The following is a 26,578-nucleotide window of genomic DNA, read 5'->3' as shown; positions in this document are numbered from 1 at the left end:
ATATGCCTTACGATTTTGCTGCTATCGAAGCTAAATGGCAAGAAAAGTGGGAAAGTGAGGGTACCTTTTACGTTAACCCCGATGAGAGTAAGCCTAAATTTTATTGTTTAGAGATGTTTCCGTACCCAAGTGGGGCTTTGCATATGGGTCATTTGAGAAACTATTCCATCGGTGATCTGATGGCCAGGTTCTTGACGATGCGAGGATACAACGTCCTTCATCCTATGGGATTTGACGCCTTTGGCCTTCCTGCGGAAAACGCTGCCATTAAGTATGGAGTGCATCCCTACGAATGGACGTGGAACAACATCGAGAAGATGACGGAGCAATTGAAGAACATGGGATGCAGCTACGATTGGAGGAGGCGAATAACTACTTGTCACCCCAGTTACTACCGTTGGAATCAGTGGTTTTTCCTGAAACTTTACGAGAAAGGATTGGCTTACAGGGCAGAATCTCCAATCAATTGGTGTCCCAGCTGTCGGACCGTGCTTGCTAACGAGCAGGTCATTGAGGGCGGTCACTGCTGGAGATGTGGGAGCGAGGTAACCAAAAGAAAGCTTGAGCAATGGTTTTTTGCCACGACGAAATATGCCCAGGAGCTGTTGGATAGCTTAGACGACCTTCCGGGGTGGCCGGAAAATGTCAAGATAATGCAAAGAAATTGGATAGGGCGCTCCGAGGGCGTGAGGCTTAAATTTGAAGTCCCCGAGCTAGAAGAAACGCTCGAGACATTCACCACCAGGGTAGATACCATATTTGGAGTGACCTATATCGCCCTTTCTCCGGAGCATCCTTTGGTGTCAAAGATCATGGCCTTGAGCCCCCACGAGGATGCTGTAGGATCCTTTGTCCAAAGGGTCACAAACACGAACGTCACATCTGCGCGCTTGCAAGAGACGGAGAAGGAAGGCGTTTTTACCGGGTTTTACGCGATAAACCCCGCTAACGGAAAATCTGTTCCCCTTTGGATAGCTAATTATGTTCTCATGGAGTACGGCACGGGGGCGGTGATGGGAGTTCCTGCGCATGATCAGAGGGATTTCGAGTTTGCTCAAAAGTATGGCATCCCCATAATATGGGTTGTGCGACCGGTTGACGGGGATATTGAAGATATGACGCGTGCCTTTGAGGAAGAAGGCTTGTCTTGCAATTCAGGACAGTTCGACGGTCTCACGACCAGCGAAGCCCTAGAAGCGATGGCCAACTGGGCCGAGGAAAATGGCTTTGGCAAAAAGGAAGTCCAGTACAGGCTTCGCGATTGGCTGGTGTCTCGTCAGCGTTATTGGGGAACGCCCATTCCGGTCGTTTACTGTGATCGCTGCGGCATCGTGGCCATTCCTGAAGAAGACCTTCCCGTCATCCTTCCAACGGATGTCGAAATGCCCAAGGAGGGCAGCAGTCCCTTGCCCCATTTGGAGGAATGGATCAATACGACATGTCCCAAGTGCGGTGGGCCTGCTAGGAGGGAGAGCGATACCCTTGATACTTTCGTATGTTCGTCTTGGTATTTCTTGAGATTTTGTTCTCCTTGGTGCGACGATAAACCCTTTGATGACGAGGTGCACTATTGGATGCCCGTAGATCAGTACATAGGAGGCATTGAGCATGCCTGCCTGCACTTAATATACTCGCGCTTTTTTACCAAGGTTTTGGCAGACATGGGATTGGTTAGCTTCAGGGAGCCATTTATCAACCTGCTCACGCAGGGCATGGTGATAAAAGATGGTGCAAAGATGTCAAAGTCCAGGGGAAATGTTGTCGACCCGGATGACATAATCAAGCGCTATGGAGCCGATACGGCACGGCTTTTTATACTTTTTGCCTCTCCACCGGACAAGGACTTGGAGTGGTCCGATCGGGGCGTTGAAGGTGCACATAGGTTCTTGTCGAGACTATGGCGTTACATGGAGGAAAACATTGAAAGCTTAAACAATGCCGATCCCACGCCCATTGCCATGGATTCATTGGTTGAGCCCGATAAGAGAAACTTAAAACGAAGGATTCATAAGACAATAGAACTTGTGACCAGGGATATAGAAGTAGAAAGGCAGTTTAACACGGCAGTTGCCAGGTTTATGGAGCTATTCAATGAGATGAACTCCTACGAGCCTAAGGACGAGACTGATTGGTCCCTCTTGCGCGAGGCTGCGGAAACTCTGGTGGTATGTCTTTCTCCCTTCGTGCCCCACATTTGCGAGGAGCTTTGGGATATGTTGGGACATAAAGGTATGGTCGCAAAGCAGTCATGGCCCGAGGTTGATCCGGAAGCCTTAAAGGAAGACGAGATCACCATAGTTGTACAGATAAATGGAAAGGTTCGCGAAAGGCTCGTCCTTCCTGCCGGGTTGTCCGAGGATGAGATGGTGAGAAGGGTATTTGAGGATCCGAAGGTTCAAAGGAGGATAGAGGGGCTGGATGTGGTAAAGACCATAGTGGTACCCGACAAGTTGATAAATCTGGTGGTGAAGCGTTAGTGCCTCATTTTGTTGCGGTGGAATTGGGCTCGCCTCACCAACGAAGTGTAGTAACGCACGTCCTGGAGAAGATAAAGGCCCATGGTTACGAACTGGCGGGCAAGCTTGACGGATCGATGACATGGGATGAGCTTCTTGCCATGACTTCTACGCGGGGCCTTTTTATGGACCGGTTGGCTTATCTTGTTGACGATGCCGAGGCCTTAGGGCCATTCCCAAGCAAGTTCGAGGGCTGGCTTGAAGGAAAGGGCGCCTTAAATGTGGTTTTACTTGTATATGGGAACAGGTGCAACGCCTTTCCAAAGAAAATGATGGAGAAGGTGACATTAATCCCGTCCAGGAAGCCGCCTCACCGCAAAAAAGATCGCATCAAGCATATCATGGATATGGCGGCGGAAAAAGGCATGACTATGACACAGGAAGCAGCCATTTTGCTCGATGAATGGATCGAAGATCCTGAAGAGATGGCCACTGAGATCGAAAAGCTTCTCTTGGCTGAGAGTAAGACCGTAACTTTGGATCTCGTAAAGGAATTGTCAAAGGATGAAGGATCGCGCGCGCTGTTTCGTCTCTTGGATGACCTGTGTTTTAAAGACGAAAAAGCTGTGATACTTGCCCTAAAGCAAGTACAAAAAGGTGCGGAACTTCTGATGGTCATTGCAGCCATCTACAACAGGCTTCGATTGGCTTCTTTCTTGGCTTCCTTCGGAGAAAAATCCTTGGATGCTTTGGGTGCGAGGTTTTACCAAAGCAAGATGGCTCGGGTTGCGGCGAAACTTTACGATAAAAAAACTCTTTGGAAGGCTGTTGCATCCTTGGCATTGCTGTCGGGAGCGGAAAAAATGGGGATGGGAAGAGGCTGGTTGGGCCTGGAGTTGATCCTTTTGGAGATGATCCGGACCCAACCTCCTTTTTCCCATCAGTCGTTTTCCTGAGTGGGGGGTTTTATCTCGGGTGTTTCCTTGAGGTTGGCAATCAATCTGGCAAGCCTGGCTTTGCGTCGAGCAGCTGTGTTTTTGTGTATGACTCCCTTAATGACTGCTTTATCGATGACGGATTGAGCCTCGTTGAAAAGCTGGACTGCCAGGTCTAAATTTTTCTCCTCGACTGCCGCAGCGACTTTCTTCACGGCAGTTTTGGTCCTTGTCTTCCAGGCGCGATTATACATCCTGTCTCTTTCTCCAACGCGTATCCTTTTGGTTGCCGACTTTGTATTGGGCATCTTTTGTTATTCACCTCCCCGTCGATCCTATTCAAGCGCTGCTCATTCTACCATGGTTTTATGTCTCAAGGCAACATTTTTGCCCTTGACGATATATTTTAATCTAAGGCGCGTTTTTCTAAAAAGTGTGTGCAAGCTTGGGGGTTGAAGCATGATTCATATTGGTGATGATGAAAGAGGGTCCAAGGTGTTGGACTTCATAAGAAACTTGACGTCCGCCTGCTTCGTGATTGCTGCCGCAGCAGGAATTTATTTGAGCATAAGGGGATATCCGTGGGGTCAATTGATAAGCGCCGTAGGGGTATCGGGTGGCGTTGGAATATTTACGAACATATTGGCGGTCAAGATGCTTTTTCGTCCAATGTATATCCCCTTAATTGGCATAGCTGTCCCGGGAAGCGGCGTCATAGCAAAAAACAGGGAACGCATACTCAACACCTTTGCCGACGAGCTGAGAAACAGGCTCCTCACGCCCGAAGCTTTAAGGCAAGCCGTGAGCGACGAGACCCTATTTCAGTCGGTAAGTCCAGTACTTCAAAGAGAGGTAATGCGGCTTTATTTGAGAAAAGACAACCTGAGGGCGTTGCTTAAGGTTCTTGAAGAACCTCTGACCGATTTCTTTGACAGCCCTGGATTTGAGCAAATGGTAAGAGAAAGGTTGATCGAGGTTGAGCAATCCCACTTTATACTTTCCTTAGCCTCCAAGGTAGGCTTGTTTCGAGTGGAGAATTTGACGCGATGGATAGTTTCTCTCGTCAAGGACAGATGGAGGTATTTTTTGCAGGGAGAAGAGGGGCTAAAAGAAATTCAAAGACAAGTAGCTGCCATGCTTTCTAAGATATCATGGGAAGAAGAAGAAGTGTTAAATATTTTTAGGGAAACCTTTGAAAGGATTATTCAAAAGGTGCTGACAAAGATAGACCTTGGGGAATTAGCCAAAAGATCCTTAGGTGAGGTGGAAGAAGGAGACGTCGAACTTTACCTCGAGAAGTTGGCACACAGATATCTGTTTTGGATCGAAATGTGGGGCGGCATAGTTGGTTCGCTGATAGGCTTATGCATGGGGATTTGGTTCGTCCTTTAAAACCTTTTTTCTTGGATCCCACGAAACAAGGTGTTGCTACCCGAACGCCGCTTATGATATAGTATCCTGGCTCCTTTATTGGTAAAGTTTCGTATAATTTCTTAGTGTCGAGATTGGAGGTGCTGTACGTGCCCAAGAGGACCTTGCAACCACATGTCAGGCCTCGCAAGCGCAAAATGGGGTTTCTGGCTCGTTCCAGTTCTCCAAGCGGCCGACGCATTCTTCGCAACAGGAGGCGCAAAGGACGTCAAAGGTTGACAGTTTAAGGGCGATGTCTTTTGGTTATCCAAAATCAGCTAGGTTGCGTCGCAGGGAAGAGTTTAATTACGTGTTTAGTAGGGGCAAAAAGGCTCGCGGCAAATACGTCAAGGTGTTATATGTCGCATCTCCTGACGGGGAAACTCGCATCGGCGTTGCCGTTGGGAAAAAACAAGCCAAGTCGTGGGCGCGAAACAGGGGTAGACGCATGCTTAAGGAAGCAGCGAGGCGTCTCCTGCCCTGGTTAAAAGAGGGATATTGGATAGTATTTTTACTCTCAACTTCAGGTTTGGAAAAGGGAGCGCGAGAGATCTATTTTGATATGGCAAGTTTGTGTAAGCAAGAAGGCCTCATGCGGATAGAATGGCCAGGCATCGATTTTACCCCATGGGAGAATAAGGACGAAAAAAATGGGTAAAGCATCTGCTTTATCTGTAAAAATGCTGATAGGCTTGATCAAGTTTTATCAGCATTTCATATCGCCCTTGTTGGGGCGGAACTGTCGTTATTACCCGACGTGTTCTCAATACGCCATTGAAGCGGTCGAACGGTGGGGTATAATTCGAGGGGGCTGGTTGGCCGCAAAGAGGTTATGTCGTTGTGGTCCATGGCAGCCGGGAGGATATGATCCCGTTCCCGGAACAGATCGAGAAACAGGGTAGGTGAAAATATTGGGTTCTTTGTGGCAATTGGGTACTGATTTGCTTTTGGGAGTGCTTAACTTCTTTTATAGTATCAGTCATTCTTATGGAGTAGCTATAATACTTCTAACCATCTTGATAAGAGTGCTGCTGTACCCTCTCTCGCACAAGCAGCTCGTCAGCATGAAGAAAATGCAGCAGATTCAGCCTCGTATTATTACTTTGCAGGAAAAGTATAAAGATGACAAGCAAAAATTAAACCAAGAGATAATGAAGCTTTACAGGGAATACGGGGTTAATCCTGCCGCGGGTTGCTTGCCCTTGTTGGTGCAGTTGCCGATTTTGATCCTTCTTTTTAGGGTGATAATGAATTACGACTTTGGAGGCGAGTTTTTCCTTGGCATATCGCTGGAACATTCTCTTTTGGCACTGTTGGGTCAAGCCTTAGGTTCAACGGCCCCCAAGGTCGGCATAACGACAGTTATAAATGCCATTTCTTCAAACCCGGCAGGTCTTTTGAACTTCAGCGTGTACGGAGGGACGCTGATTCTTTGGCTTGGTATAGGCTTTGTCATGTGGTTTCAACAAAGGATAACTGCCGGAGCTGCCGCTACCGAGCAAGCTGCCTTTATGGGTTGGTTCATGCCTCTGTTTATGATGTTTATATGCCTCAATCTTCCCGGAGGTGTTATGCTGTATTGGGGAGTGTCTTCCTTGATAGGCGTGGTGCAGCAGGTGTGGGTGCAGCGTAAAACTTCTGATGAGGCGACCAAGAAACCCGCCTTGTACAAGGAGAAACCGCGATCGGCCGAAAAATCAAAGGACATTTAGAGAAAGGTGGGGCGATTATCCCTTGAGCGAAAAGGAAGTTATTGTCGTGGAAGCTTCTTCCCTGGAGGAAGCAAAAATGATTGCTGCGCAGGAGTGGGGAATAAGCTCGAGCGATGTGATCGTAAACTTGTTGGAGGAGGAAAAAAAGCTTTTTGGCATTTTGGGCAAGCGCTTGAAAGTGGAAGCCAGGCCCGCCTGCTCTCTGGGTTTGCTAAGGGCGCGAAAAATACTATCAGAGTTGCTGGAAAAGATGGATTTAAATGTGTCTTTGTCCCTGAAGGATGACCACACTATAAATATAAGCGGCGACGATGTGGGCATCGCCATCGGAAGGTATGGCGAGACCTTGATGGCCTTGGAACGCTTGGTTAACCTTATGCTCAATCGAAGCGCTGGAGTAAATTTTAGAGTGCGCTTGGATAGCAATGGCTATCGCGATAGGCGGGAAGAAAGCATCAGGCGGATAGCTGCATCCGCTGCAAAAAAAGCTATTGACAAAAACAAGCCTGTAGGGCTTCAACCCATGTCAAACTGGGAGCGAAGGATCGTTCATATGACGTTGCAGTCAATGGATGGCGTAGAAACGCGTTCGGTGGGGCAAGAGCCCCGCAGACGTGTGTTAGTTTGTCCGAAGCCAACTGCGAAGGTTAGAAAAGAAGGCGCCAGAAGAGATTAAAGCAGAATTTAATAGAGCAAGAGGTGCTTGCGTCGCTTTAGTTGTGATGTTAATATTGACACATACCCTCGACTAGGTGGTTCGGTTAACGTCCTTCTTGGTCAAGGGATTTTTTTGACGAGGTGATTGTGTGATGGAAGAGTGGAAGCAGAAGATTATCGAGGAGTACAGAATTCACAGCGCCGACACGGGTTCGCCCGAAGTGCAGGTAGCTATTCTTACTTATCGCATTCGCTACCTTACAGAGCACTTGAAGGTCCATAAAAAGGACTTTCACTCAAGAAGAGGGCTGCTCAAAATGGTGGGAAAAAGAAGAAAGCTCCTTAAATACCTGCAGGAGAAAGATTTTAACAGGTATAAAACTTTAATCGAAAAATTAGGACTGCGTCGTTAAAGATGGAGAATTTGATGGAAAATTTAATGAGGAGAAATTGCATGCGTTTTGAGATAGAGGTAGGAGGGGCTGCGTTCGCTTTCTCGACGGGATATCTTGCTAAGCAGGCTAACGGTGCTGTTTATGCTCGTCATGGCGATACGGCCGTTTTGGTTACATCGTGCATGGAAGATACGCCGCGAGAGGATGTGGACTTTTTCCCGCTGCTCGTAGATTACGAAGAGCGTTTCTACGCTGCTGGAAAGATACCTGGCGGTTTCATAAAGCGGGAGGGAAAGCCCTCCGATGCGGCCATCTTGAGCGCCAGGCTCATAGACAGGTCAATAAGATCGCTATTTCCTGAGCACATGAAAAATGACGTTCATGTTGTCGCTACAGTATTGTCGGTGGATCAGGCTAACCCCCCTGATATTTTGGCCATAAACGCAGCTTCGGTGGCGCTCGTCATTTCTGACATACCATGGAATGGTCCGGTCGGGGCTGTTCGCATTGGCTATATAGACGGACGTTTAGCTGTAAACCCACAGGAAGAAGACATGCTAAGAAGCGAGCTCGACCTAGTGGTGGCCGGTCACAAGGAAGGAATTACCATGGTCGAAGGCGGTGCCAACGAGGTGTCGGAAGAGGTATTGATCGATGCATTGGAATTGGCTCAGCAGGAAATTAAACGTTTTGTGGATTTTCAGTTAAAAATGAAAGAAGAGGTCGGAAAGGCCAAGTACGAATTGCCCGCTCCATTAAAGGTGCAGGAAATAGAGGAATTCGTGGAGACAAAGCTTTATGGCGAAATATACGAAGCCGTTAAAATACATGCCAAGAAAGAACGCAGCAACGCCATTAAGGCCATAGAAGAAAAAGCATGGGAAGAGTTTAAAGAGACCTACCCCGAACATGAGGGTTACATTTCTGAAGTCGTGACGAAATTCGTCAAAAAGGCAATGCGGTCTCTCATTCTGGACGAAGGAATGAGGGCAGATGGCAGGGCCATGGATGAGCTCAGGCCCATCACGTGCGAAGTTGGCTTTTTGCCCAGAGTTCATGGCTCTGCGGTGTTTACCAGAGGCGAAACGCAGGCACTGGTGGCCACGACGCTTGGAATGTTTGGCGAGGACGAACAGATATTAGACGGGCTTAAGCTGGATGAACCGCCAAAGCTCTTCATGTTGCACTATAACTTTCCGCCCTTTTCCGTTGGAGAGGTTAGGCCCATGCGTGGACCCGGCAGGCGCGAGATCGGACATGGCGCTCTTGCCGAGAGAGCGGTAAAACCTCTAATTCCGCCTGAATCCGAGTTTCCCTACATAATAAGAGTTGTATCCGACATTTTAGAGTCCAACGGCTCGAGTTCCATGGCAAGCGTTTGTGGAGCTTCCATGTCCCTCATGGATGCCGGTGTCCCAATCAAAAAAAGCGTAGCCGGAATTGCCATGGGGTTGATAAAAGAAGAAGAAAAGTGTGCCATCTTGACCGATATTCAGGGGCTTGAGGATCATTACGGCGATATGGATTTTAAGGTGGCGGGAACTTGTGACGGCGTTACGGCGCTCCAGATGGATAATAAGGCGGGCGGGATTACTAGGGAAATATTGGTCCAAGCCTTAGGACAAGCCAAAAGGGGAAGACTTCAAATTTTGGAGATAATGGACAGTGTCATCGAGCGGCCAAGAGATGAGCTGTCTCAATATGCCCCGCGCATATATACGATGAACATTGATCCCGAAAAGATCAGAGACGTCATAGGGCCCGGTGGCAAGACGATCAGAAGTATCGTCCAAAAAACGGGCGTCAAGATCGATATCGAAGACGAGGGCATCGCGTACATTGCTGCTTCATCCGAAGCTGCAGCAAATGAGGCCATGTCCATAATCAAGTCCTTGACGAAGGAAGTTGAGCCCGGAGAGGTGTACATCGGCAAGGTGACGAGGTTGGTGAACTTTGGGGCCTTCGTCGAATTGCTTCCGGGTAAAGAAGGATTGCTTCACATAAGTGAGGTCAGCTCCGCTCATGTGCCAAAGATTGAGGACTTTTTCAAGGTGGGTGACCCTGTTTTGGTGGTGGTCAAGGAGATCGACGAGCTCGGTCGAGTAAATTTGAGCAGGAGAAAGATCTTGGAAAGGCCGGACGATTTCCCCTTGAGCCCCGAGATGTTAGCCTTTTTAGAGGAAGAAAAAAAGAGGGATTCTTCTTTGAACAAGAATTTGCCAAAGAAGAGAGAGACAGAAAGAGGCCGTCGCCCCAGACCGAAAAGGGAGTAACCATGAAAGTTAATCAAGTAAAGGTGAAAATCCTCAGAAAGGGCAATGCCTTAGAATTTGACATTCCTGCTTATATGACTCCTTCATCTTCCGGAGTTGACTTGAGGGCAGCCGAGGAAAAACGTCTCGAGCCCGGCTGTTGGGCTATCGTGGGGACAGGGCTTTACCTTGAAATTCCTTCTGGCTTCGAGGCCCAGATAAGACCTCGCAGCGGTCTTGCCTTAAAACACGGCGTAACCGTATTGAACGCTCCCGGTACCATCGATGCCGACTACAGAGGAGAGGTAGGCGTGATCTTGATAAACTTGGGCAAAAAACCCTTCGAGGTCAAGGCGGGCGATCGCATCGCGCAATTGGTGGTCTCGGCCGTTTCGAGGGCTGAATTCGAAGAAGTTGGTGATCTAAGCGAAACGAGTCGAGGTGCCGGAGGTTTTGGCAGTACGGGTCTTAAATAAGAAGGTCAACCCTTGCAAATTGTTAGGGAGATCAAAACACTTTGAGAAAGACTTCTAACAAGGTTCTTTTGGCCCTTTTTAACATAATAGGTGATGTAGAAGGAAAAGCCTTTTTGGATCTTTTTTCAGGCAGCGGGCAAATTGCTGAAGAGGCGTGGAAAAGGGGCGCAAGGCCTGTCGTGGCAGTCGAAAGCGACCGCATGTTATGTACCAAACTGCGAAGATTGGCTGAGGACAAAGAGAGCTTTGAGGTTTTCTGCATGGACGTGAGGCGAGCCTTGCCGAGCCTTTCAAAGCGAGGATATAAATTTTCTTTAATCTTCGCCGACCCACCTTACGAACATGGTTGGATAAAAAGACTGCTGTTGCTTTTAGCCAAATATGAAGCTCTTTTGATGCACGATGCGTTGTTGGTGTTTGAGCGATCAAGGAGGGAAAAATTGCCCTTGCATTGCAAGGCCTGGAAGCTGCTTAAGGAAAGATCTTATGGAGATACGGTATTGTCCTTATTTAAGTTGGATTTAGGACCCCGAGCGGAGGTGGAATAGTCTTGCTCAAAGCCGTTTATCCCGGTTCTTTTGATCCCATCACCAACGGACACTTATATGTCGCTGAAAGGGCGGCCGCATTGTTTGACGAGTTAATATTGGCCGTATTGATTAATCCTCAAAAGAGATCTACATTTACCGTTGAAGAGAGAAAAACCATGGCTCGTGAGGCTTTGAGCCATGTCTCCAACGTTAGGGTCAAAAGCTTTGAAGGCCTTTTGGTGGACTTTATGAGGCGGGAACGTTGCCGTGTTATCGTGAGGGGAATGAGGGCGTTGTCCGATTTTGAATACGAATTCCAGATGGCCCTCATGAACCGTGAGCTGGCACCCGAGATTGAGACAATATTCATCGTGACGGATGCTCAATATTCCTACCTTTCAAGCAGTGCCGTAAAGGAGGTCTTTCAGTTCGGAGGCTCAATCCAGGGAATGGTACCTCCAGGGGTGTATAGGAGGCTAAGGGAAAGGTTTCCCCCAAAAGATCTCATGTGACGACGGGCTTTTGGCGGATTTCCTTTCTTCTTTGAGGATTTGAACAAAGGATTTCCCAAAGTTCCGAGGCCCTATACTCTAAAGCCATTATGGTTTCGCCGTAAGGTGACGGTAGGGTTTTGAATCTACTCAAGACCGGGAGTTTAGCTTCGGTTTTCATTTTTTTTAGAAGCGTACGCCCTTTATCGTCGAAGCCTAAAATTCGAATGTAGGGGACGGATAGCCTTTGAACCGCCTTGTTGGTCCAGTGATCATAGGAAAGCAAAATATGCATTAAGTGGCGTTGTACCCGAGACTTTGGATATCTTTTGGTAGCTATCATGTCGATCAGTTCTTGCCAGTTACGTGCCTCCTTGGCGGCCTTAATGATCCTATTTTCGATGCCCTCACTAACTTCCGCATAATTTGCGAGCTTGCCCGGTGAGTCCCTCAGGCAGGAGGTCACCACTACCTTAAATAGCAAGTCGTCGTTTATGGCGCATCTTCCTTCTTTCATGGCCTTTTTCAAGATCGAAAAGGTCTCACTGGGAACGAAAGGAAGGATCTCTTCGATGTCTTTTGCTCTGATCGCTTCCCTTATCGCTGTCGCGCTTGCTATATCTGACAATGCCTCGTCCAGATATCCTTTGCCTATCCTTTTTATGGGTACGGGAATCAAGGGATACTTTTTTTGGGCGATCCTCATCATATAACCTACGGCCAAGATGTTGTTTGAGCATGAAAGCAGCCTTCCTGCACCCGGTATAAGTTCGTCCAAGGCTCGCGAGCGAGCTTCTGCGAAGGAGTAGCCCTTATTTAGGTAATTACGAAGTTTTTTCTTGAAAGAAAGGGGTTCCTCGATTAATATATCGATGGTTCCTTTAAGTGAATGGAAGTACGTTTCTTCCATTCCAAAGGAGATATGCGTGACCATGCCCGTGCCGGCAAGCAGATCGACTCCGGCAGAACAAAAGATGCCTGCGTTGTGGCATGAGAAGGCCGAGGGAATTTCTATTACCAGGTTTGCGCCCTGCGTCAAAGCCATCTTTGCGCGCTCCCATTTGTCCACTATGGAGGGCTTTCCTCTCTGGACAAAATTGGACGAGAGTGAAACGACGACGCAGCTTGCCTTAGTGATCTCCAGGGCTTTGTTTATGTGGTAGAGATGTCCATTATGGAAGGGGTTGTATTCGGCTATTATCCCTAAAACGGTTTCTTTCATCGAATCGACCTCTTTATCATTAATAATTTTTTAGGGGGGTTCTGTAAAGTGAAAATTTTGGTGCTTAATTGCGGTAGTTCTTCGCTGAAATATCAGTTATTCGATATGCCTAAAGAGATGGTGACGGCAAAGGGCTTGGTCGAAAGGATTGGCATCGAGGGCTCGAGGATCAAGCACACTAAAGTGGGATCAAATGCCGTTGTAAAGGACGTCGATATCGCAAATCACAAAGTTGCCCTTAAATACGTCGTCGATCTACTTTTAGACGAGAACAATGGAGTCTTAGAAAATTTGAGCGAATTGGCCGCGGCAGGGCATAGGGTCGTTCACGGCGGAGAAAAGTTCGCTTCTTCAGTGGTCATAGATGACGAGGTAATTGAAGCCATAGAAGAATGCGTTCCCCTTGCCCCCTTACATAATCCGGCGAACCTCATGGGTATAAGGGCGATGAAAGAACTTCTCCCTGATTTGCCGCAGATTGCCGTCTTCGATACTGCCTTTCACCAGACAATGCCGCCTAAGGCTTATATATATGGCCTCCCCTATCGATATTATACGACCTATAAGGGGCGTAGATACGGATTTCACGGCACTAGCCATTATTATGTAGCTCATAGGGCTGCACAGCTTTTAGAAAAGCCAATAGAAGACCTCAAAATCGTTACCTGTCATTTGGGGAACGGAAGCTCGATAACAGCCGTTGATGGTGGCGTCTCCGTCGACACTTCCTTGGGTTTTGGCACTGTTCCAGGCGTCATAATGGGCACTAGGAGTGGCAATGTTGATCCAACGCTTATACTTCATATTATGGAACAGGAAGGGTTAAATCCTGCCCAGATGAGCCACGTTTTGCATAAGGAAAGCGGCTTTTGGGGCTTAACTGGCATAAGCAGCGATCTGCGTGATATAGAGGAAGCCATGGAAAAAGGAAATGAACGGGCTACTTTGGTCGTGGAGATATTGGCTTATGGCATTGCAAAGTTCATCGGTGCTTACGCGGCGGCGATGAAGGGGTTGGATGCGATCGTATTTACTGCAGGAATAGGGGAAAATAGCGCCCTTATAAGGAACAAGGTCTGCGATTATCTCGGTTTTTTGGGAGTGCATTGCGATCCAGGTAAAAACGATGAGATGACGGGTGGCAAAGAAGGAGATATCAGTAAAGACGATTCGTCCGTGAAGGTGCTGGTGGTTCCGACCAACGAAGAGCTGGTGATCGCCAAAGACACTTATCAGTTGGTCAGCCAAAGTTAGCTTAGGATAACATATAAATTTTTCTTAGGGGGCAAGGTATTTTGTATCATAGGTTCGATTTGCATTACCTCTTGAACCTTGAAGAAGTGAAAAAAGAAGAAATTTACAACGCCTCTTGTTCGTTCAGGCGTCCTGATGGCATCGTCGATTACTGGGGACAGGAATATCTTCTGAAATTTCCTTTAGATTTTGAGATATGTGCCTATTGGGCCAACGAGGACCTAAAGCTCGATATGGGCCTTTCTTTTAAGGTTGAGGTTGCCTGTGCTAGGTGTCTTAAGCCTGTTTTGCTCGATATTTCGGGACAATACAATTACATCTACACTTTGCGACCTCCGAACTTAGAGCCCGATCATCAGTTGTCGAAAGAAGAGATGTCCATGGTCCATATGGATTTTTGGCCCACTAGTCTTGACTTAGCACCTCAATTATGGGAAAGTATTATCTTGTCTTTGCCGTCGATTGCTTTGTGCTCGCCGAATTGTCGGGGTTTGTGTCCCCATTGCGGCAGGGACTTAAACGAGGAATCCTGTAGTTGTGCTTCCATGGAGGTTGATCCTCGCTTGGAAGTGTTAAAGAAAGCGATGGCGATGTTAGGCGATTCGGAAAGGGGGAAGAAAAGTCATGGCCGTTCCAAAAAGAAGGGTCTCTCACGCAAGGGCCGCTAGGCGACATGCCCAGTGGATTAAAAGATTAAAAGGGTCCGAGCTCACTACATGTCCTCATTGCTCTGAAGTTGTGATGACTTATAGGGCATGCCCCGAATGTGGGTACTATCGAGGTCGTCCTGTAGGAAGACTTGCCGGAAAAGAAGAAAAGTAAGAGCCTATTGCTGACAAACTAACAGGGGAAAACTAGTTTTCCCCTGTTAGTTTGTTTTTAAGTGATTTTCAATGATACTTTGGGGAAAAGTTGATAAGTTTTTACATGGTTTTTTTGAGTATGTCTTGACCGCTTCGAAAGGTTGGCATATACTTGCCAATAATACCTGTTATTAAGACCAGGTGATAATATTTGGAGGTTGATTATGTGTCAACTTCGAATAATAGGAAGCGTCGACATCAAAAGATGCTGAAGCTCTTAGGTGAGAATCCCCTGCTTACCGATGAAGACTTGGCGAAGGCGTTGAGCGTGTCTTTAAGCACCATTCGGTTGGATAGGACCCTTCTGGGGATACCTGAGCTTAGAGAGAGAATGAGAAGGATGGCCGAAGAGGCGACCAGTCACCTGCGTTCCCTGAGATATGAGGAAGTTGTGGGAGAACTGCTTGAGCTTCAGCCGAACAAATGGGCTTTGTCAGTGCTTAAAACCGCTAAGGATATGGCGTTTCGTCATACCGATCTTGTTGCAGACCATCACATTTATGCTCAAGCAACGTCCTTAGCTGTAGCCGTGATAGAAGCTGATTACGTCATCACTGCCTCTGCACACATTAGGTATAAGATCCCTGCACACGTGGGAGATGTATTAGTGGCAAGAGCCAAGGTTGGCACACACAAACAGAACAAATATGTTGTGAGCGTCAGGACTAAAGTAGAAGGCAAAGAAATTTTTGTTGGCAGATTTATAGTTGTTGCCCTTGAAAGTTTTCCCTAAAAGAGGGTAAAAAGAAACCTAGTGCGGAGAGTACAGCTGATAGAGGTGAATTGCTTTGATCTTAGCTTTGGATGCCATGGGAGGAGATTTCGCTCCCGGCGAGATATGCCTGGGGGCGATGGTGGCCTGCTCTAAGTATCCCGATCTGGAAGTGATCCTGGTTGGAAATGGCAGTCTTATAGAAAAGGCAATAGAGGGCGCGGAGCCCTTTGTTTCAAAAAGAATTCATGTAGTGCATACTGACGAATATATAGCCATGAACGAATCCCCAATGGTTGCTTTTAGGAAAAAGAAAAAAGCGAGCATCAGGATGGCCATGGAGATGGTAAAGAGCGGTGATGCGCAGGGATGCATATCAGCGGGAAACACGGGAGCCGTCGTGGCGGGAGGCGTTTTGATCCTGGGCCGGATACCGGGCATAGATAGGCCCGGATTGGGCGTGCCCATACCCCTTCCCAACAGGATTACGCTTCTTATCGATGTAGGCGCTACTATCCGGTGCAAACCCATCAATTTATACCAATTTGCCATCATGGGCGAGATCTATATGAGAAATACCTTGGGCGTGAAGTCTCCTAGCGTTGCCTTACTTTCCAACGGTGAGGAAGAAATCAAAGGAGACGAGGTTGTGTGTGAGGCAAGAAATATGCTTGCCAAAGCGGACATTGACTTTATGGGATACATCGAAGGAAAAGATATACCCCTCGGTGTGGCGGATGTGGTCGTCTGCGATGGATTCACCGGAAACGTCTTGCTCAAGTTCGTGGAAGGCATTGGTGACGCACTTTATAAGCTTTTAAAGGATGAGATGGAACAAAGAATCCTGCCCAAGGTTGGGTTTCTCTTTTTTCTGCCCATGCTTAAGGAACTTTGGGGGCGGTTCGACTACGAAAAGTACGGAGGGACACCCCTCCTTGGAGTAAATGGAGTGGTCATAAAGGCACATGGAAGGTCCAAGGCCAAAGCAATTGATAGTGCTTTAAAAGTTGCCAGGGATTTCGTAGTGCATCGTGGCGTCGATTTGATCAGAGATGGCTTAGATCGAGGAGGGATATAATGTGACTATTTTTAAGGGAAGGCCGGTGTCCCTTTTGGGTAGCGGTATTTACGTTCCCGAAAAAGTTCTAACTAACTACGATCTCGAAAAGATGGTTGACACCAGCGATGAGTGGATTCGCACTCGCACTGGCATAGTTGAACGAAGGATTGCTGCAGAAGATCAGGTTACGAGCGACCTGGCTTATTTAGCCGCGGTTGAGGCCTTAAAGTCGGCTTCCACGAGCCCTGAGGAAATTGACATGGTCATTGTTGCCACTAATACGCCTGATACCATATTTCCCTCTGTGGCTGCCAAGGTACAGGGGAGGTTGGAGGCAATAAATGCCGGGGCGAGCGACATACAATCGGGTTGTACTAGCAGCGTTTACGCCCTGTCCTTTGCGGCAGCTGGCATCGCGTCATCTATTTGGGACAAGGTACTGGTGATTGGAGCCGAAGTCTTGACCAAGTTGCTTAATTGGGAAGACAGGGCTACTTGCGTCTTGTTTGGCGATGGTGCGGGCGCGATGGTATTGGGGGTAAGTCCTGACGGCAAGAATAATGTAATATCTACTTCTCTTAAAAGCGATGGCACCAAAAGCGACCTGATCATTCTCCCTGGTGGTTTAGTAGAGTGTCCGGCTTCGGTGGAGATGATTCAAAAGAAACTTCATACTATCCACATGAAGGGAAGTGAGGTTTTTAAATTCGTAAACAAAGTGTTGCCTCTTTTTCTCGAGCAGTTTTGTGAGGAATCGGATCTTTCACTTGATGACGTAACTTGGTGGATCTTTCACCAAGCAAACTATAGGATTATAGAAAGTGTTTTAAGGCGTCTGGAGGTTCCTGTGGAAAGGGCAATACTGAACGTAGATAAATATGGAAATACCTCTGCGGCTTCAGTTTTTTTGGCATTTCATGAAGCATTGGTTGATGGAAAGGTGAAAAAGGGCGACAAAGTCATTTTCGTGAGCTTTGGATCAGGGATGACTTACGGAGCCACTTTGATGGAGATATGAGGTGGTTGGCCATGTTGAAGAGGACTAGAGTTCAAGATTTACTTGGCATAGAGTATCCTATAACGCAGGGAGGGATGGCGTGGGTTGCAAACGCCAACCTGGCTGCTGCTGTCAGCAATGGTGGCGGCCTTGGAGTTGTAGCGGCCGGGAGCATGCCTCCGGAACTATTGGATGCCGAGATAAAACGGGTCAGGAGGATGACGAACAAACCCTTTGCAGTAAACATAATGCTAATGTCTCCCACGGCAGAAGCAGCGATAGAGGTGGTCGCCGAAAATCGCGTTCCCATCGTGACTACCGGAGCTGGCAGTCCGGGGAAGGTGATAGATAGGCTGAAACCCTTGGGAACCATCGTAATTCCGGTCATAGCGTCCGTTGCTCACGCAAGAAGGGTCGAAAGACAGGGAGCTGACGCCGTCATCGCCGAAGGCATAGAAGCAGGCGGACATGTAGGAGAGATCACTACCATGGTCTTAGTTCCGCAAGTCGTCGATGCCGTTGATATACCAGTCATAGCAGCCGGAGGGGTAGCGGACGGAAGAGGTGTCATTGCCGCCTTCGCGCTTGGAGCTGAGGGCGTGCAGGTCGGTACGCGTTTTGTTTGTGCCACTGAAAGTCCGGCGCATGAAGCTTACAAGGAGGCCATCATCAAAGCCACAGATAGATCCACGGTCATAACGGGACGAACTACGGGTCATCCCGTCAGGTGCATAAAGAACAAGCTTACGAAGAAATTCGATGAACTCGAGAGCAAAGGCGCTTCTATAGAAGAGCTAGAGGCATTGGGGACTGGCAGGCTAAGAGCAGCAGTAATTGAAGGCGACATTGAATGGGGATCTGTCATGGCGGGCCAATCGGCTGGCATGGTCAAAAAAATTCAGCCTGCGGCCGAGATAATAAAGGATCTTTTTAGCGATGCCGAAAGGGTTCTCCGCCAGATGCAGTCTTATTTATTAAATGAAAAGTGACGAATAGAGGTGAAGTCAATTGACCTATGCATTTGTTTTCCCCGGTCAGGGAGTTCAAGAAGTAGGCATGGGAAAGGACTTCTATGACGAATTCTCCGTTTCAAGGGATGTATTTTTGCGTGTTGATGAAGCGCTCGGGTTTCCTTTGAGCAAGATTATTTTTGAGGGACCCGAGGAGGAGTTGACGAAGACAGAGTACGCTCAACCCGCTATTCTGACCGTCTCAATTGCTGCCTTTGAAGCGCTAAAAGCGATGTCCGAAGATTTAGGCCCTTCCTTTGTGGCGGGTCACAGCCTGGGGGAGTATACGGCGCTGGTGGCTTCTGAAGCGTTGAAGCTTGAAGATGGGGTCAGGCTAGTAAACATCCGCGGGAAGCTGATGCAGCAGGCCGTTCCTCTTGGCGTCGGTGCCATGGCAGCTATTATCGGCCTAGATAAAGAGGCTGTAGAAGAGCTGTGTCAGTTTGTTTCGACTGCTGAATGTATTTGTGAACCGGTGAATTACAACTCGCCACAACAGATTGTGGTCTCGGGTCACGCAGAAGCTGTAAAGCGCGTTGCGGAGCTCGCAAAGGAAAGAGGTGCAAGAAGGGCTTTGATGCTCAATGTAAGTGCCCCTTTTCATTCCAGTTTAATGCGACCGGTTGCGGAAGGTCTGGCTGAAGCTTTTAAGAGTTGTGAGTGGCGTAGGCCAAAGTGGCCCGTAGTGGCAAACGTGAATGCCAAACCTCTTGAAAGCGTTGAGGAAATACAGAATGCCCTGCTTCTTCAAAGTTATAATCCGGTGCTGTGGACTCAATCGGTTGTTTTTATGAAAGCCTCGAGCGTTGACGCCTTTCTTGAGATCGGGCCTGGGAACGTGTTGGCAGGATTAATCAAAAAAACTATCAAAGACGCGAAGGTGTATTCTTTGGATTGTTCCGATAAACTAAAAGAAGCCCTTGATTTTATAGGGGGTGCTAAAGTAGAATGACTTCGGTTTCTAAGGTGGTCTTAGTGACAGGTGCTAGCAGGGGCATAGGTCGTGCCATAGCGCTTAAAATGGGAAGCTTGGGTTACACAGTAGCTTTAAATTGCAGGACCTCAGTAGAACAAGCCCAAGAAGTTGCTGCCGAGATCAAGCGGCAGGGCGCTGAGGCTGATGTATTCGTCGCCGACGTCGGGAATGCAGAAGATGTCAAAAATATGTTAGATGCAATACGAAATAAATTAGGTTCCCTTTCCGTTTTGGTGAATAATGCCGGCGTGGTCAGAGACAATATCTTGCTGAGGATGAAAGACGATGAATGGGAAGACGTTTTAAAATCTGACCTTTCATCTGCTTTTTATTGCACGCGAGAAGCGATTCGCGATATGACGAGGGCTAAATGGGGGAGGGTTATATGTATCAGCTCCGTCGTTGGTCTAATTGGAAATGCGGGACAATCCAACTATGCGGCTGCAAAGGCCGGCCTTATAGGGTTTGCTAAAAGCGTCGCCAGAGAATACGGGGCCAAAGGGATAACGGCCAACGTTGTTGCACCTGGTTTCATAGAGACCGATATGACCAGGCAGTTGGGTGATCGATACAGAGAAGAATTCCTGCGCCAGGTACCCCTAAAGCGTGCCGGCAAGCCTGAGGATATTGCAAACTTAGTGGCTTTTTTAGCGTCAGACGAAGCAAGCTACATCACCGGTCAGGTAATAGCAGTAGACGGCGGAATGGTAATGCAGTAACTTTTGGGAAGGAGGTGAAGCTATAATGCAAATAGAGGAAATAAAAGACAAACTTAAACAGATAGTTATTGATAGGCTGGACGTCGATGAGGATCAGATCACCCCGGATGCCTCATTTGTCGAGGACCTTGGTGCCGATTCGCTTGATATAGTTGAGCTGATCATGGGCATCGAGGAGGAATTCGACATTGAGATCCCCGACGAGGACGCTGAGAAACTTACAACTGTTGGAGGAGCATTGGAGTATATTAAGTCCAAGCTTGGCATGGAAGAATAGGGGACTCTTGTAGGGGGGATCTCCCCCCTTTTTTAAGAGTCTTTACTCCACTATACTGAAGGAGTGAACATTTTGAGAAGAGTGGTGATAACAGGAATTGGCGTCGTTAGCCCCATCGGACTTGGCAAAGAAGTGTATTGGAAGGCCTTGGAAGATGGGAAAAACGGAGTAGGGCTTATTACGCTTTTCGATGCCTCTGATTTTCCGGTGAGGATTGCTGCTGAGGTTAAAGATTTTGAACCAGGGCAATGGCTGGACAAAAAGGAAATACGAAGGACAGACAGAGTCATTCATTTCGCTGTTGCTGCATCCGATATGGCCGTCGAAGATGGCGCATTGGATTTAAACGAGGAAGATCCGACCAAGGTAGGGGTCTATTTGGGAAGCGGTGAAGGTGGAATAGGCACTAGCTTCCAAAGTATTAAAACGTTGTTAGAAAAAGGCCCGAATAAAGTAAGCCCCTTTTTCATTCCCATGATGATAAGCAACATGTCCGCGGCTTATGTCGCCATAAGGCATAACGCTAAAGGCCCGAGCCTTTGTGCTGTCACCGCTTGTGCTACAGCAACCCATACCGTAGGAGAAGCGATGTATGCTATAAAGCGCGGAGAAGCCGATGTGATTTTGGCAGGCGGCTCCGAAGCCGCAATTACACCCGTCGGAGTGGCGGGTTTTGCTGCCATGAAGGCCCTTTCGTCCAGGAACGAAGACCCCGAACATGCCTCTCGTCCATTTGATGTGGATCGCGATGGGTTTGTTTTGGGGGAGGGCGCCGGCGTACTCGTGCTTGAAGAACTTGAACATGCAAAAAAAAGGAACGCAAAAATATATGCTGAACTTGTTGGTTATGGAAACACCACGGATGCCTATCATATAACAGCGCCGGATCCTGAAGGAGTTGGAGCCGTAAGGGCCATGAAGATGGCCATTTCCATGGCCGGTTGGGACTTTGCCGACGTGGAGTTAATTAACGCTCACGGAACATCTACGCCTTTAAATGACATCATGGAAGCCAAGGCCATCAGGTCTCTTTTTGGGCAACATACCGATAACATATTAGTTCATTCTACTAAGTCCATGATAGGACATGGCTTGGGGGCCGCCGGTGTTTTAGAGCTGATAGCCTTGCTTTTGGCTTTCGAAAGAGGTGTCGTTCACCCCACCATTAACCTTGAAAGACTGGACGAGGAATGTCCCATCAGGGTAGTAGACAGTTCCCCGGTTTATAAAAAGATCAATCGCGCTATTTCTAATAGCTTCGGTTTTGGGGGACATAACGCGGTTTTGGCTTTACAACGTTATGAGAGCTAGAAAAACGATTAAAATTTGGCCGGGTGTCTTGAAGAACCTTACGCTCTTTTCCGGCTTTAACAATAGGGCAATCGAAGGGGGAGACCCAGTTTTGAGCGAGCATGCAAAGGGGTCTTCCCTTTATATTTTATTAAGTCGGGATATTCCTGCTTAAATTTTATGCAACCGGTTGCATAAAATTTAAGCTTTTGATATACTCTTTTAAAATCGCCATTTGGCTTTTTGCGGAGAGATCGATTTCTATGATGTCGAGGGAAAATATTAAAACTAAGATCTGCAAAAAAGGCATGCAAAAAGTAAACGTAGCTTCCATGAGGCTATCCTCATGGAAGCTTTTTTTAATGAAAGGAGGGTAGCAAAATGAAAGTCAAGGCAATTGTGATGGACGAGCAAGAAATGGATCTTACGATAAGAAGGATAGCTCATGAAATTTTAGAGAAGCTTCGTGGTGCCAAAGGGGCTGTATTGATAGGCATCCAAAGAAGGGGGGTTCACCTTTCGCATAGGATAAGAGATGTGCTTAAATCATCAGGTTACGGCGAATTGCCGTGCGGGGAACTCGATATAACCTTTTACAGGGATGACCTTTCATTAATGGCCGACCACCCCATGGTCCACAGCACTTCGATTCCTGTCGATATAACGGGAAAGGATATTGTCTTGGTAGATGATGTGTTGTTTACGGGAAGGACTGTCAGAGCGGCCTTGGATGCATTGATGGATATGGGTAGGCCAAGGAAGGTTTTGTTGGCGGTTTTGATAGACCGCGGTCATAGGGAACTTCCCATACATCCCGATATAGTGGGAAGGGTTGTTCCCACGTCCAGGGACGAATCGATCGAGGTCTTTGTCAAGGAACTTGACGGCAAAGACGAGATTGTCATCGTGGCCAAGGAATAGAGAGGAGGCGTTTGATGTGGCGTGGAAACATCGACATCTCGTTGACGTGGATGTCTTTAGCGACGATGACTTTTATACTGTCTTAGAGGAAGCTCGTCACATGGAAGAGGTCATGGAAAGGCCTCTAAAAAAGGTCCCTGCATTAAGAGGGAAGGTCATAGCAAATTTGTTTTTCGAACCATCCACCAGAACCCGAACCTCCTTTGAGTTGGCAGAAAAATACTTGAGCGCTGATGTGATAAACTGGTCATCTTCTGGTTCTAGCACTGCGAAAGGAGAGAGCTTGCAAGATACGGCCAAGACAATTGAAGCGATGGGAGTAGACGCCGTTGTCATTCGAAATCGGGAGGTTGGCACGCCTGAGTATCTCATAAAAAAACTCAACGGAGCATGTGTCATAAATGCAGGAGATGGTGCAAGAGCTCATCCCACGCAGGCATTGCTAGATCTTTATACGGCTTGGAAGCACTTCGGCTCTTTAAAGGGGCGCAAAATGACGATAGTGGGCGACGTGCTTCACAGCAGGGTAGCACGTAGCAATATTCATGCCTTCACAAAAGTTGGCGTGCATGTGGTGGTATCTGGTCCCAGGTCTCTCATACCGCTTCACGTCTTTGATCTAGCCGAGTATGAACCTGACACTAAAAAGGCCGCAAGTGGGGCAGATATCGTTTATGCTTTGAGGATTCAGCGTGAAAGGCAGGAAGAAGGGTTGTTTCCAAGCATCGATGAATATCACAGCCGATGGGGAATAACTGCGAGTGTTCTTTCCTGTGCGAATAAGCAAGCGATTGTAATGCACCCCGGTCCCATGAACAGGGGCGTTGAGATAGAAAGTTTCATTGCCGACGGAGAGAGATGCTTGGTGCTGAATCAGGTTAAAAGCGGTGTAGCTGTGAGGATGGCCCTGCTTTTTTTATACTTGACCGGAGGTGCTGGCAGATGATCTGGTTGTGCAATGCTACGTTGTACGACGGAAAGGACTTGAGGGATGGGAAATGGGACATCTGCGTAGAAAGCGGCAAGGTAGTCGAAATAACTCCTTCGAGGGGAAAAAAATCGAATTTTCAGGACGATATTTATGATTTAGAGGGACACATTGTCTGTCCGGGCTTCATAGATCTTCACGTCCATCTAAGGGATCCCGGTCAAACGTGGAGAGAAGACATAGATAGCGGTTCTCTGGCAGCAGCTGCAGGCGGGTTTACCCACGTAGTTGCCATGCCAAACACCACTCCTCCCATTGATGACCCTTCAGGCGTGCGCTACGTGCGCGAGAAGGGCAGAAAGGCCAAAGGGGCAATTGTGTTGCCCGCGGGGGCTGTCACTGTAAACAGAGAGGGAAAGATGATCACTGAGATGATTGGCATGGTGGATGAAGGGGCGGTGCTTTTTACCGATGACGGCTCCCCTGTCATTTTAGCAAAGGTCATGCGAATTGCCCTTCTTTATTTGAGAGATCTTGGCATTCCGCTCATGGAACATCCGGAAGAACTGACCCTTTCGGAAGGGGGGCATATGAACGAGGGAAGAGCGAGCGCTCTTTGCGGTCTAAAAGGCATACCGCGTAGCTCCGAAATCATAGGCGTTGAAAGGGCAATTGCCCTGTGCAGAGAAACGATGGGTCGCGTTCATCTAACTCATATAAGCACTAAAGAGGCCCTGGAATCAATAAGAAGAGCCAAGCAGGAAGGGTTGCCCTTGACCTGTGACGTCACGCCACACCATCTGGTTTTCGATGAAGAAATGATCATAAAATCATATTATTCGTCCGCCTTCAAGGTTAACCCACCCCTAAGGGCCAGGGAAGACGTAGAGGCCCTTTTCAAAGGTTTAAGGGATGGAACCATAGATGCTATAGCCACCGATCATGCTCCCTATCACGTAGACGAAAAAGATTTACCCTTCGAGGAGGCGTCCTTTGGCATAGCTTCGCTTGAATGTGCGGTGGCGGCGGTGTTAGATCTATGGTACAAAAGAGGAAAGCCCTTTTCCTTAAAAAAATTGCTCGAGCTTCTTACGACAGGACCAGGCAGCATAATTGGTATCGATAGAACGCTAAAGCCCGGCTCAAGAGCAGATATAACAGTTCTCAATTTGGAAAAAGAGGAAAGAGTGGATGCTGAAAAATGGAACAGCAAAGCGCGGATAACACCTTACGATGGCTTGACCTTAAGAGGCTGGCCGGTTATGACCCTATTGGGCGGCAGGATAGTTTATGATAGCCTAAGGCAAGAGGTATGTCATGAGGTATAGCGGTGGGCTTGAAAGAGAAGGTCGTTTAATTGAAAATGCCAGGGTTGGAGAAGATGTTCATTTACTTCGTTTTGAGGTAGAAGAAACCTTGCCTCACTCATTGCCGGGACAGTTTTTTATGGTCAGGCCTTCTCGGTGGGAGAGAGACCCCTTTTTACTGCGTCCCTTTGCTGTTGTCGATCAGTCAGATAAAACTGTCGATTTTTTGGTTAAAGTAGTTGGTAGGGGAACGAAGGATATATCGGTAAGTGATATTGGCGTTTCCTTTCGATTGCGAGGTCCGCTGGGAGGGAGGGGTTTTACCCCCTCCTGCGACAGCGTTGTTCTGGTTGCAGGAGGCATTGGCATAGCTCCCTTGCTTTATGCGTGGAAGTTGCATTCAAAGTTTGTCGTAAGATTTATTTTTGGAGTGCCGGACAAAGGGTGGACAGATATAGTAAATTGGATTAAATCCCAAGTTTCCGGTGCAGAGGTAGCTTGCGAGGATGGATCGCTTGGTGTCAAGGGAACGGCCGTCGATTTCCTTTTAAGCGAACAAGCGTATGCTGAAGAAATATGGGCTTGCGGCCCCGTCCCCATGCTTAAGGCGATATGTGATGCATTTAAAGATAAGATACGTATCTTGGGGTCCTTTGAATCCAGAATGGGTTGTGGCATTGGGGGATGTCATTCTTGCGCAATTCCAACGCGGAGTGGAATGCTTAAAGTTTGCCACGATGGCCCGGTTTTTGATCTGTCGGAGGTTTATTTAGATGAACTTCTCTAAGTTTTCGGAAAAGTTGCCCGATATGAGCGTTTCCGTAGGAAATTTAACTTTATCTTCCCCTTTGATAATAGCTTCGGGCGTTTGGCCACATGAGGCCAAATTTTGGAGAGAACCTTACACCAATGGCGTTGGTGCGATCTGCAGCAAAGGCTTGACGCGTCACCCCAGGTCTGGTAACAAGGGAACGAGGATATGGGAGACTTCCTCGGGCTTACTAAACAGCATTGGCCTTCAAAACAGTGGTATTGAAGCTTTTGTTGCAGAAGAGTTGCCCGAGATATCCGGAAACCAGGTTCCGGTTGTGGTCAATTTGGCTATCGAGACATTAGAGGAAGCTGAAGAAGGCCTTATCTTGCTTAAATCCGCAAAAGAGCATATCGCGGCGATAGAGCTTAACGTTTCCTGCCCTAACGTAGATTTTGGGGGCATGGCTTGGGGCGTGAGCGAGGAGGGCATAGCTCAGGTCCTTGGCGCGGCAAGGCCCCTTTGGGAAGGAGAACTTTGGGTGAAGCTGACGCCACAGGTTAGTAACTTGGTAGACGTTGCCAAGGTTGCCCAGGAAATGGGCGCTGATGCCCTGGTGGTGGCCAACACCTGGCTGGGCATGGCGATTGATGTGGATCGCAAGAAACCCGTTTTTGAGCGAGTTGTGGCAGGTTTATCCGGGCCTGCTGTGTTTCCTTTAGCGCTTAAATGTGTTTATGAAGCGGCAGGTGCAGTTTCGATTCCAGTAATAGGGTGCGGTGGGGTTAGTTGCGGTAATGACGCGTTGGCCATGTTGCTTGCTGGAGCTGTTGCAGTTGAGGTGGGCAGCATGCTGTTGCATGATTTGCTGTGCATGGCCGAGATCCACGATCAGGTAAGAAGAAAGCTGACGGATTGGAATGCTTCTTCTGTAAGGGATATCATAGGAAAGGGAAGGAGTGAAGGTTTTTGAGCGA

At 47.9% G+C, this 26,578-nt stretch carries 32 protein-coding genes; 29 read left to right on the top strand and 3 right to left on the bottom strand.

The annotated features are described in order from the left end of the window. Window positions 1–2 precede the first annotated feature (2 nt). A complete protein-coding gene (leuS, locus tag Q7P41_RS02655; RefSeq protein ID WP_303881918.1) occupies window positions 3–2,477 on the top strand; it encodes a leucine--tRNA ligase in 2,475 nt (824 codons plus the stop codon). Further along, a complete protein-coding gene (locus tag Q7P41_RS02650; protein ID WP_303881917.1) occupies window positions 2,477–3,412 on the top strand; it encodes a DNA polymerase III subunit delta in 936 nt (311 codons plus the stop codon). The genes leuS and Q7P41_RS02650 overlap by 1 nt, the downstream gene beginning before the upstream one ends. Here Q7P41_RS02650 and rpsT read toward each other — a convergent pair. Beyond that, window positions 3,397–3,699, bottom strand: a complete 303-nt coding sequence (rpsT, locus tag Q7P41_RS02645) for a 30S ribosomal protein S20 (protein ID WP_303881916.1) — start codon at window positions 3,697–3,699, stop codon at window positions 3,397–3,399. The genes Q7P41_RS02650 and rpsT overlap by 16 nt on opposite strands. Before the next feature lie 151 nt (window positions 3,700–3,850). Here rpsT and Q7P41_RS02640 point away from each other — a divergent pair, with 151 nt between their 5' ends. The 11 genes from Q7P41_RS02640 (at window position 3,851) to coaD (ending at window position 11,335) form a co-directional block, all read left to right on the top strand. Next, window positions 3,851–4,783, top strand: a complete 933-nt coding sequence (locus Q7P41_RS02640; RefSeq protein WP_303881914.1) for a DUF445 domain-containing protein — start codon at window positions 3,851–3,853, stop codon at window positions 4,781–4,783. A 128-nt stretch (window positions 4,784–4,911) separates the two neighbouring features. Next, window positions 4,912–5,049 (top strand): 50S ribosomal protein L34, encoded by a 138-nt coding sequence (gene rpmH / locus Q7P41_RS02635; RefSeq protein WP_303881913.1) that lies wholly within the window; start codon window positions 4,912–4,914, stop codon window positions 5,047–5,049. A gap of 5 nt (window positions 5,050–5,054) precedes the next feature. Continuing rightward, window positions 5,055–5,459, top strand: coding sequence for a ribonuclease P protein component (rnpA, locus tag Q7P41_RS02630; protein ID WP_303881912.1), 405 nt, complete (start codon window positions 5,055–5,057; stop codon window positions 5,457–5,459). Then, window positions 5,452–5,703, top strand: coding sequence for a membrane protein insertion efficiency factor YidD (yidD, locus tag Q7P41_RS02625; protein WP_303881910.1), 252 nt, complete (start codon window positions 5,452–5,454; stop codon window positions 5,701–5,703). The genes rnpA and yidD overlap by 8 nt, the downstream gene beginning before the upstream one ends. 9 nt (window positions 5,704–5,712) lie before the next feature. Beyond that, window positions 5,713–6,513, top strand: a complete 801-nt coding sequence (locus Q7P41_RS02620; RefSeq protein WP_303881909.1) for a YidC/Oxa1 family membrane protein insertase — start codon at window positions 5,713–5,715, stop codon at window positions 6,511–6,513. A gap of 22 nt (window positions 6,514–6,535) precedes the next feature. Beyond that, on the top strand, window positions 6,536–7,189 hold the full coding sequence (gene jag / locus Q7P41_RS02615; protein WP_303881907.1) for an RNA-binding cell elongation regulator Jag/EloR: 654 nt from the start codon (window positions 6,536–6,538) through the stop codon (window positions 7,187–7,189). 133 nt (window positions 7,190–7,322) lie between these two features. Beyond that, a complete protein-coding gene (gene rpsO, locus Q7P41_RS02610; RefSeq protein WP_303881906.1) occupies window positions 7,323–7,583 on the top strand; it encodes a 30S ribosomal protein S15 in 261 nt (86 codons plus the stop codon). A gap of 41 nt (window positions 7,584–7,624) precedes the next feature. Continuing rightward, the gene (locus Q7P41_RS02605) at window positions 7,625–9,838 is read left to right on the top strand and encodes a polyribonucleotide nucleotidyltransferase (protein ID WP_303881904.1); all 2,214 of its coding nucleotides are present in this window, start codon (window positions 7,625–7,627) and stop codon (window positions 9,836–9,838) included. Window positions 9,839–9,840: 2 nt separating this feature from the next. Next, the gene (dut, locus tag Q7P41_RS02600) at window positions 9,841–10,293 is read left to right on the top strand and encodes a dUTP diphosphatase (RefSeq protein ID WP_303881902.1); all 453 of its coding nucleotides are present in this window, start codon (window positions 9,841–9,843) and stop codon (window positions 10,291–10,293) included. A 41-nt stretch (window positions 10,294–10,334) separates the two neighbouring features. Beyond that, window positions 10,335–10,841, top strand: a complete 507-nt coding sequence (locus tag Q7P41_RS02595; protein ID WP_303881901.1) for an RsmD family RNA methyltransferase — start codon at window positions 10,335–10,337, stop codon at window positions 10,839–10,841. A gap of 2 nt (window positions 10,842–10,843) precedes the next feature. Then, complete coding sequence (gene coaD / locus Q7P41_RS02590) at window positions 10,844–11,335, top strand: pantetheine-phosphate adenylyltransferase (RefSeq protein WP_303881899.1); 492 nt, start codon at window positions 10,844–10,846, stop codon at window positions 11,333–11,335. Here coaD and Q7P41_RS02585 read toward each other — a convergent pair. Continuing rightward, window positions 11,328–12,536, bottom strand: coding sequence for a nucleotidyltransferase (locus Q7P41_RS02585; protein WP_303881898.1), 1,209 nt, complete (start codon window positions 12,534–12,536; stop codon window positions 11,328–11,330). The genes coaD and Q7P41_RS02585 overlap by 8 nt on opposite strands. A 48-nt stretch (window positions 12,537–12,584) precedes the next feature. On the opposite strand from Q7P41_RS02585, the gene Q7P41_RS02580 reads away from it, so the two are divergent. The 11 genes from Q7P41_RS02580 (at window position 12,585) to fabF (ending at window position 21,715) form a co-directional block, all read left to right on the top strand. Further along, window positions 12,585–13,790 carry an acetate/propionate family kinase gene (locus tag Q7P41_RS02580; protein WP_303881897.1) on the top strand — a complete coding sequence of 402 codons (1,206 nt, stop codon included), beginning with the start codon at window positions 12,585–12,587 and terminating at the stop codon, window positions 13,788–13,790. Window positions 13,791–13,831: 41 nt separating this feature from the next. After that, window positions 13,832–14,458, top strand: coding sequence for a DUF177 domain-containing protein (locus Q7P41_RS02575; protein ID WP_303881896.1), 627 nt, complete (start codon window positions 13,832–13,834; stop codon window positions 14,456–14,458). Next, the gene (gene rpmF / locus Q7P41_RS02570; RefSeq protein WP_303881895.1) at window positions 14,415–14,612 is read left to right on the top strand and encodes a 50S ribosomal protein L32; all 198 of its coding nucleotides are present in this window, start codon (window positions 14,415–14,417) and stop codon (window positions 14,610–14,612) included. Before Q7P41_RS02575 ends, rpmF begins: the two co-directional genes overlap by 44 nt. 207 nt (window positions 14,613–14,819) lie before the next feature. Further along, window positions 14,820–15,386 carry a transcription factor FapR gene (gene fapR / locus Q7P41_RS02565; protein ID WP_303881894.1) on the top strand — a complete coding sequence of 189 codons (567 nt, stop codon included), beginning with the start codon at window positions 14,820–14,822 and terminating at the stop codon, window positions 15,384–15,386. Window positions 15,387–15,441: 55 nt separating this feature from the next. Continuing rightward, window positions 15,442–16,443, top strand: a complete 1,002-nt coding sequence (plsX, locus tag Q7P41_RS02560) for a phosphate acyltransferase PlsX (RefSeq protein ID WP_303881893.1) — start codon at window positions 15,442–15,444, stop codon at window positions 16,441–16,443. Between the two features lies 1 nt (window position 16,444). Further along, entirely contained in the window at window positions 16,445–17,443 is a 999-nt protein-coding gene (locus tag Q7P41_RS02555) for a 3-oxoacyl-ACP synthase III family protein (protein WP_303881891.1), read from the top strand. 11 nt (window positions 17,444–17,454) lie between these two features. Beyond that, window positions 17,455–18,411 (top strand): enoyl-[acyl-carrier-protein] reductase FabK, encoded by a 957-nt coding sequence (gene fabK, locus Q7P41_RS02550; RefSeq protein WP_303881889.1) that lies wholly within the window; start codon window positions 17,455–17,457, stop codon window positions 18,409–18,411. A gap of 19 nt (window positions 18,412–18,430) precedes the next feature. Next, on the top strand, window positions 18,431–19,384 hold the full coding sequence (gene fabD / locus Q7P41_RS02545) for an ACP S-malonyltransferase (RefSeq protein WP_303881888.1): 954 nt from the start codon (window positions 18,431–18,433) through the stop codon (window positions 19,382–19,384). Next, complete coding sequence (gene fabG, locus Q7P41_RS02540; protein WP_303881886.1) at window positions 19,381–20,127, top strand: 3-oxoacyl-[acyl-carrier-protein] reductase; 747 nt, start codon at window positions 19,381–19,383, stop codon at window positions 20,125–20,127. Before fabD ends, fabG begins: the two co-directional genes overlap by 4 nt. 25 nt (window positions 20,128–20,152) lie before the next feature. Then, window positions 20,153–20,404, top strand: coding sequence for an acyl carrier protein (acpP, locus tag Q7P41_RS02535; RefSeq protein WP_303881884.1), 252 nt, complete (start codon window positions 20,153–20,155; stop codon window positions 20,402–20,404). 72 nt (window positions 20,405–20,476) lie between these two features. Beyond that, a complete protein-coding gene (gene fabF, locus Q7P41_RS02530; protein ID WP_303881882.1) occupies window positions 20,477–21,715 on the top strand; it encodes a beta-ketoacyl-ACP synthase II in 1,239 nt (412 codons plus the stop codon). 157 nt (window positions 21,716–21,872) lie between these two features. Here fabF and Q7P41_RS02525 read toward each other — a convergent pair whose 3' ends face one another. Further along, the gene (locus Q7P41_RS02525; protein WP_303881881.1) at window positions 21,873–22,028 is read right to left on the bottom strand and encodes a hypothetical protein; all 156 of its coding nucleotides are present in this window, start codon (window positions 22,026–22,028) and stop codon (window positions 21,873–21,875) included. Window positions 22,029–22,075: 47 nt separating this feature from the next. Here Q7P41_RS02525 and pyrR point away from each other — a divergent pair, with 47 nt between their 5' ends. From pyrR to Q7P41_RS02500, 5 genes are read left to right on the top strand one after another with little or no spacing between them, the layout of a single operon-like run. Continuing rightward, window positions 22,076–22,615 (top strand): bifunctional pyr operon transcriptional regulator/uracil phosphoribosyltransferase PyrR, encoded by a 540-nt coding sequence (gene pyrR / locus Q7P41_RS02520; RefSeq protein ID WP_303881880.1) that lies wholly within the window; start codon window positions 22,076–22,078, stop codon window positions 22,613–22,615. Between the two features lie 16 nt (window positions 22,616–22,631). Beyond that, window positions 22,632–23,561: an aspartate carbamoyltransferase catalytic subunit gene (locus Q7P41_RS02515; RefSeq protein WP_303881879.1), complete on the top strand. Its 930-nt coding sequence runs from the start codon at window positions 22,632–22,634 to the stop codon at window positions 23,559–23,561. Next, complete coding sequence (locus Q7P41_RS02510) at window positions 23,558–24,871, top strand: dihydroorotase (protein ID WP_303881877.1); 1,314 nt, start codon at window positions 23,558–23,560, stop codon at window positions 24,869–24,871. The genes Q7P41_RS02515 and Q7P41_RS02510 overlap by 4 nt, the downstream gene beginning before the upstream one ends. Next, window positions 24,861–25,637, top strand: coding sequence for an FAD-binding oxidoreductase (locus Q7P41_RS02505; RefSeq protein WP_303881875.1), 777 nt, complete (start codon window positions 24,861–24,863; stop codon window positions 25,635–25,637). The genes Q7P41_RS02510 and Q7P41_RS02505 overlap by 11 nt, the downstream gene beginning before the upstream one ends. After that, on the top strand, window positions 25,624–26,574 hold the full coding sequence (locus Q7P41_RS02500; RefSeq protein WP_303881874.1) for a dihydroorotate dehydrogenase: 951 nt from the start codon (window positions 25,624–25,626) through the stop codon (window positions 26,572–26,574). Before Q7P41_RS02505 ends, Q7P41_RS02500 begins: the two co-directional genes overlap by 14 nt. Window positions 26,575–26,578: the final 4 nt, after the last annotated feature.

This window comes from Acetomicrobium mobile, from assembly GCF_937920065.1.
The sequence above is the reverse complement of the archived record's forward strand: the minus strand, read 5'-3'. Positions and strand labels throughout refer to the sequence as shown.

Bases quoted from the DNA above. Each gene is read 5' to 3' on its own strand.
- leuS (WP_303881918.1), top strand. From the start codon at position 3: ATGCCTTACGATTTTGCTGCTATCGAAGCTAAATGGCAAGAAAAGTGG.
- rpsT (WP_303881916.1), bottom strand. From the start codon at position 3,699: ATGCCCAATACAAAGTCGGCAACCAAAAGGATACGCGTTGGAGAAAGA.
- Q7P41_RS02640 (WP_303881914.1), top strand. From the start codon at position 3,851: ATGATTCATATTGGTGATGATGAAAGAGGGTCCAAGGTGTTGGACTTC.
- rnpA (WP_303881912.1), top strand. From the start codon at position 5,055: ATGTCTTTTGGTTATCCAAAATCAGCTAGGTTGCGTCGCAGGGAAGAG.
- yidD (WP_303881910.1), top strand. From the start codon at position 5,452: ATGGGTAAAGCATCTGCTTTATCTGTAAAAATGCTGATAGGCTTGATC.
- rpsO (WP_303881906.1), top strand. From the start codon at position 7,323: ATGGAAGAGTGGAAGCAGAAGATTATCGAGGAGTACAGAATTCACAGC.
- Q7P41_RS02605 (WP_303881904.1), top strand. From the start codon at position 7,625: ATGCGTTTTGAGATAGAGGTAGGAGGGGCTGCGTTCGCTTTCTCGACG.
- dut (WP_303881902.1), top strand. From the start codon at position 9,841: ATGAAAGTTAATCAAGTAAAGGTGAAAATCCTCAGAAAGGGCAATGCC.
- Q7P41_RS02585 (WP_303881898.1), bottom strand. From the start codon at position 12,536: ATGAAAGAAACCGTTTTAGGGATAATAGCCGAATACAACCCCTTCCAT.
- rpmF (WP_303881895.1), top strand. From the start codon at position 14,415: ATGGCCGTTCCAAAAAGAAGGGTCTCTCACGCAAGGGCCGCTAGGCGA.
- fabK (WP_303881889.1), top strand. From the start codon at position 17,455: ATGTTGAAGAGGACTAGAGTTCAAGATTTACTTGGCATAGAGTATCCT.
- fabG (WP_303881886.1), top strand. From the start codon at position 19,381: ATGACTTCGGTTTCTAAGGTGGTCTTAGTGACAGGTGCTAGCAGGGGC.
- acpP (WP_303881884.1), top strand. From the start codon at position 20,153: ATGCAAATAGAGGAAATAAAAGACAAACTTAAACAGATAGTTATTGAT.
- Q7P41_RS02525 (WP_303881881.1), bottom strand. From the start codon at position 22,028: ATGGAAGCTACGTTTACTTTTTGCATGCCTTTTTTGCAGATCTTAGTT.
- pyrR (WP_303881880.1), top strand. From the start codon at position 22,076: ATGAAAGTCAAGGCAATTGTGATGGACGAGCAAGAAATGGATCTTACG.
- Q7P41_RS02510 (WP_303881877.1), top strand. From the start codon at position 23,558: ATGATCTGGTTGTGCAATGCTACGTTGTACGACGGAAAGGACTTGAGG.
- Q7P41_RS02505 (WP_303881875.1), top strand. From the start codon at position 24,861: ATGAGGTATAGCGGTGGGCTTGAAAGAGAAGGTCGTTTAATTGAAAAT.
- Q7P41_RS02500 (WP_303881874.1), top strand. From the start codon at position 25,624: ATGAACTTCTCTAAGTTTTCGGAAAAGTTGCCCGATATGAGCGTTTCC.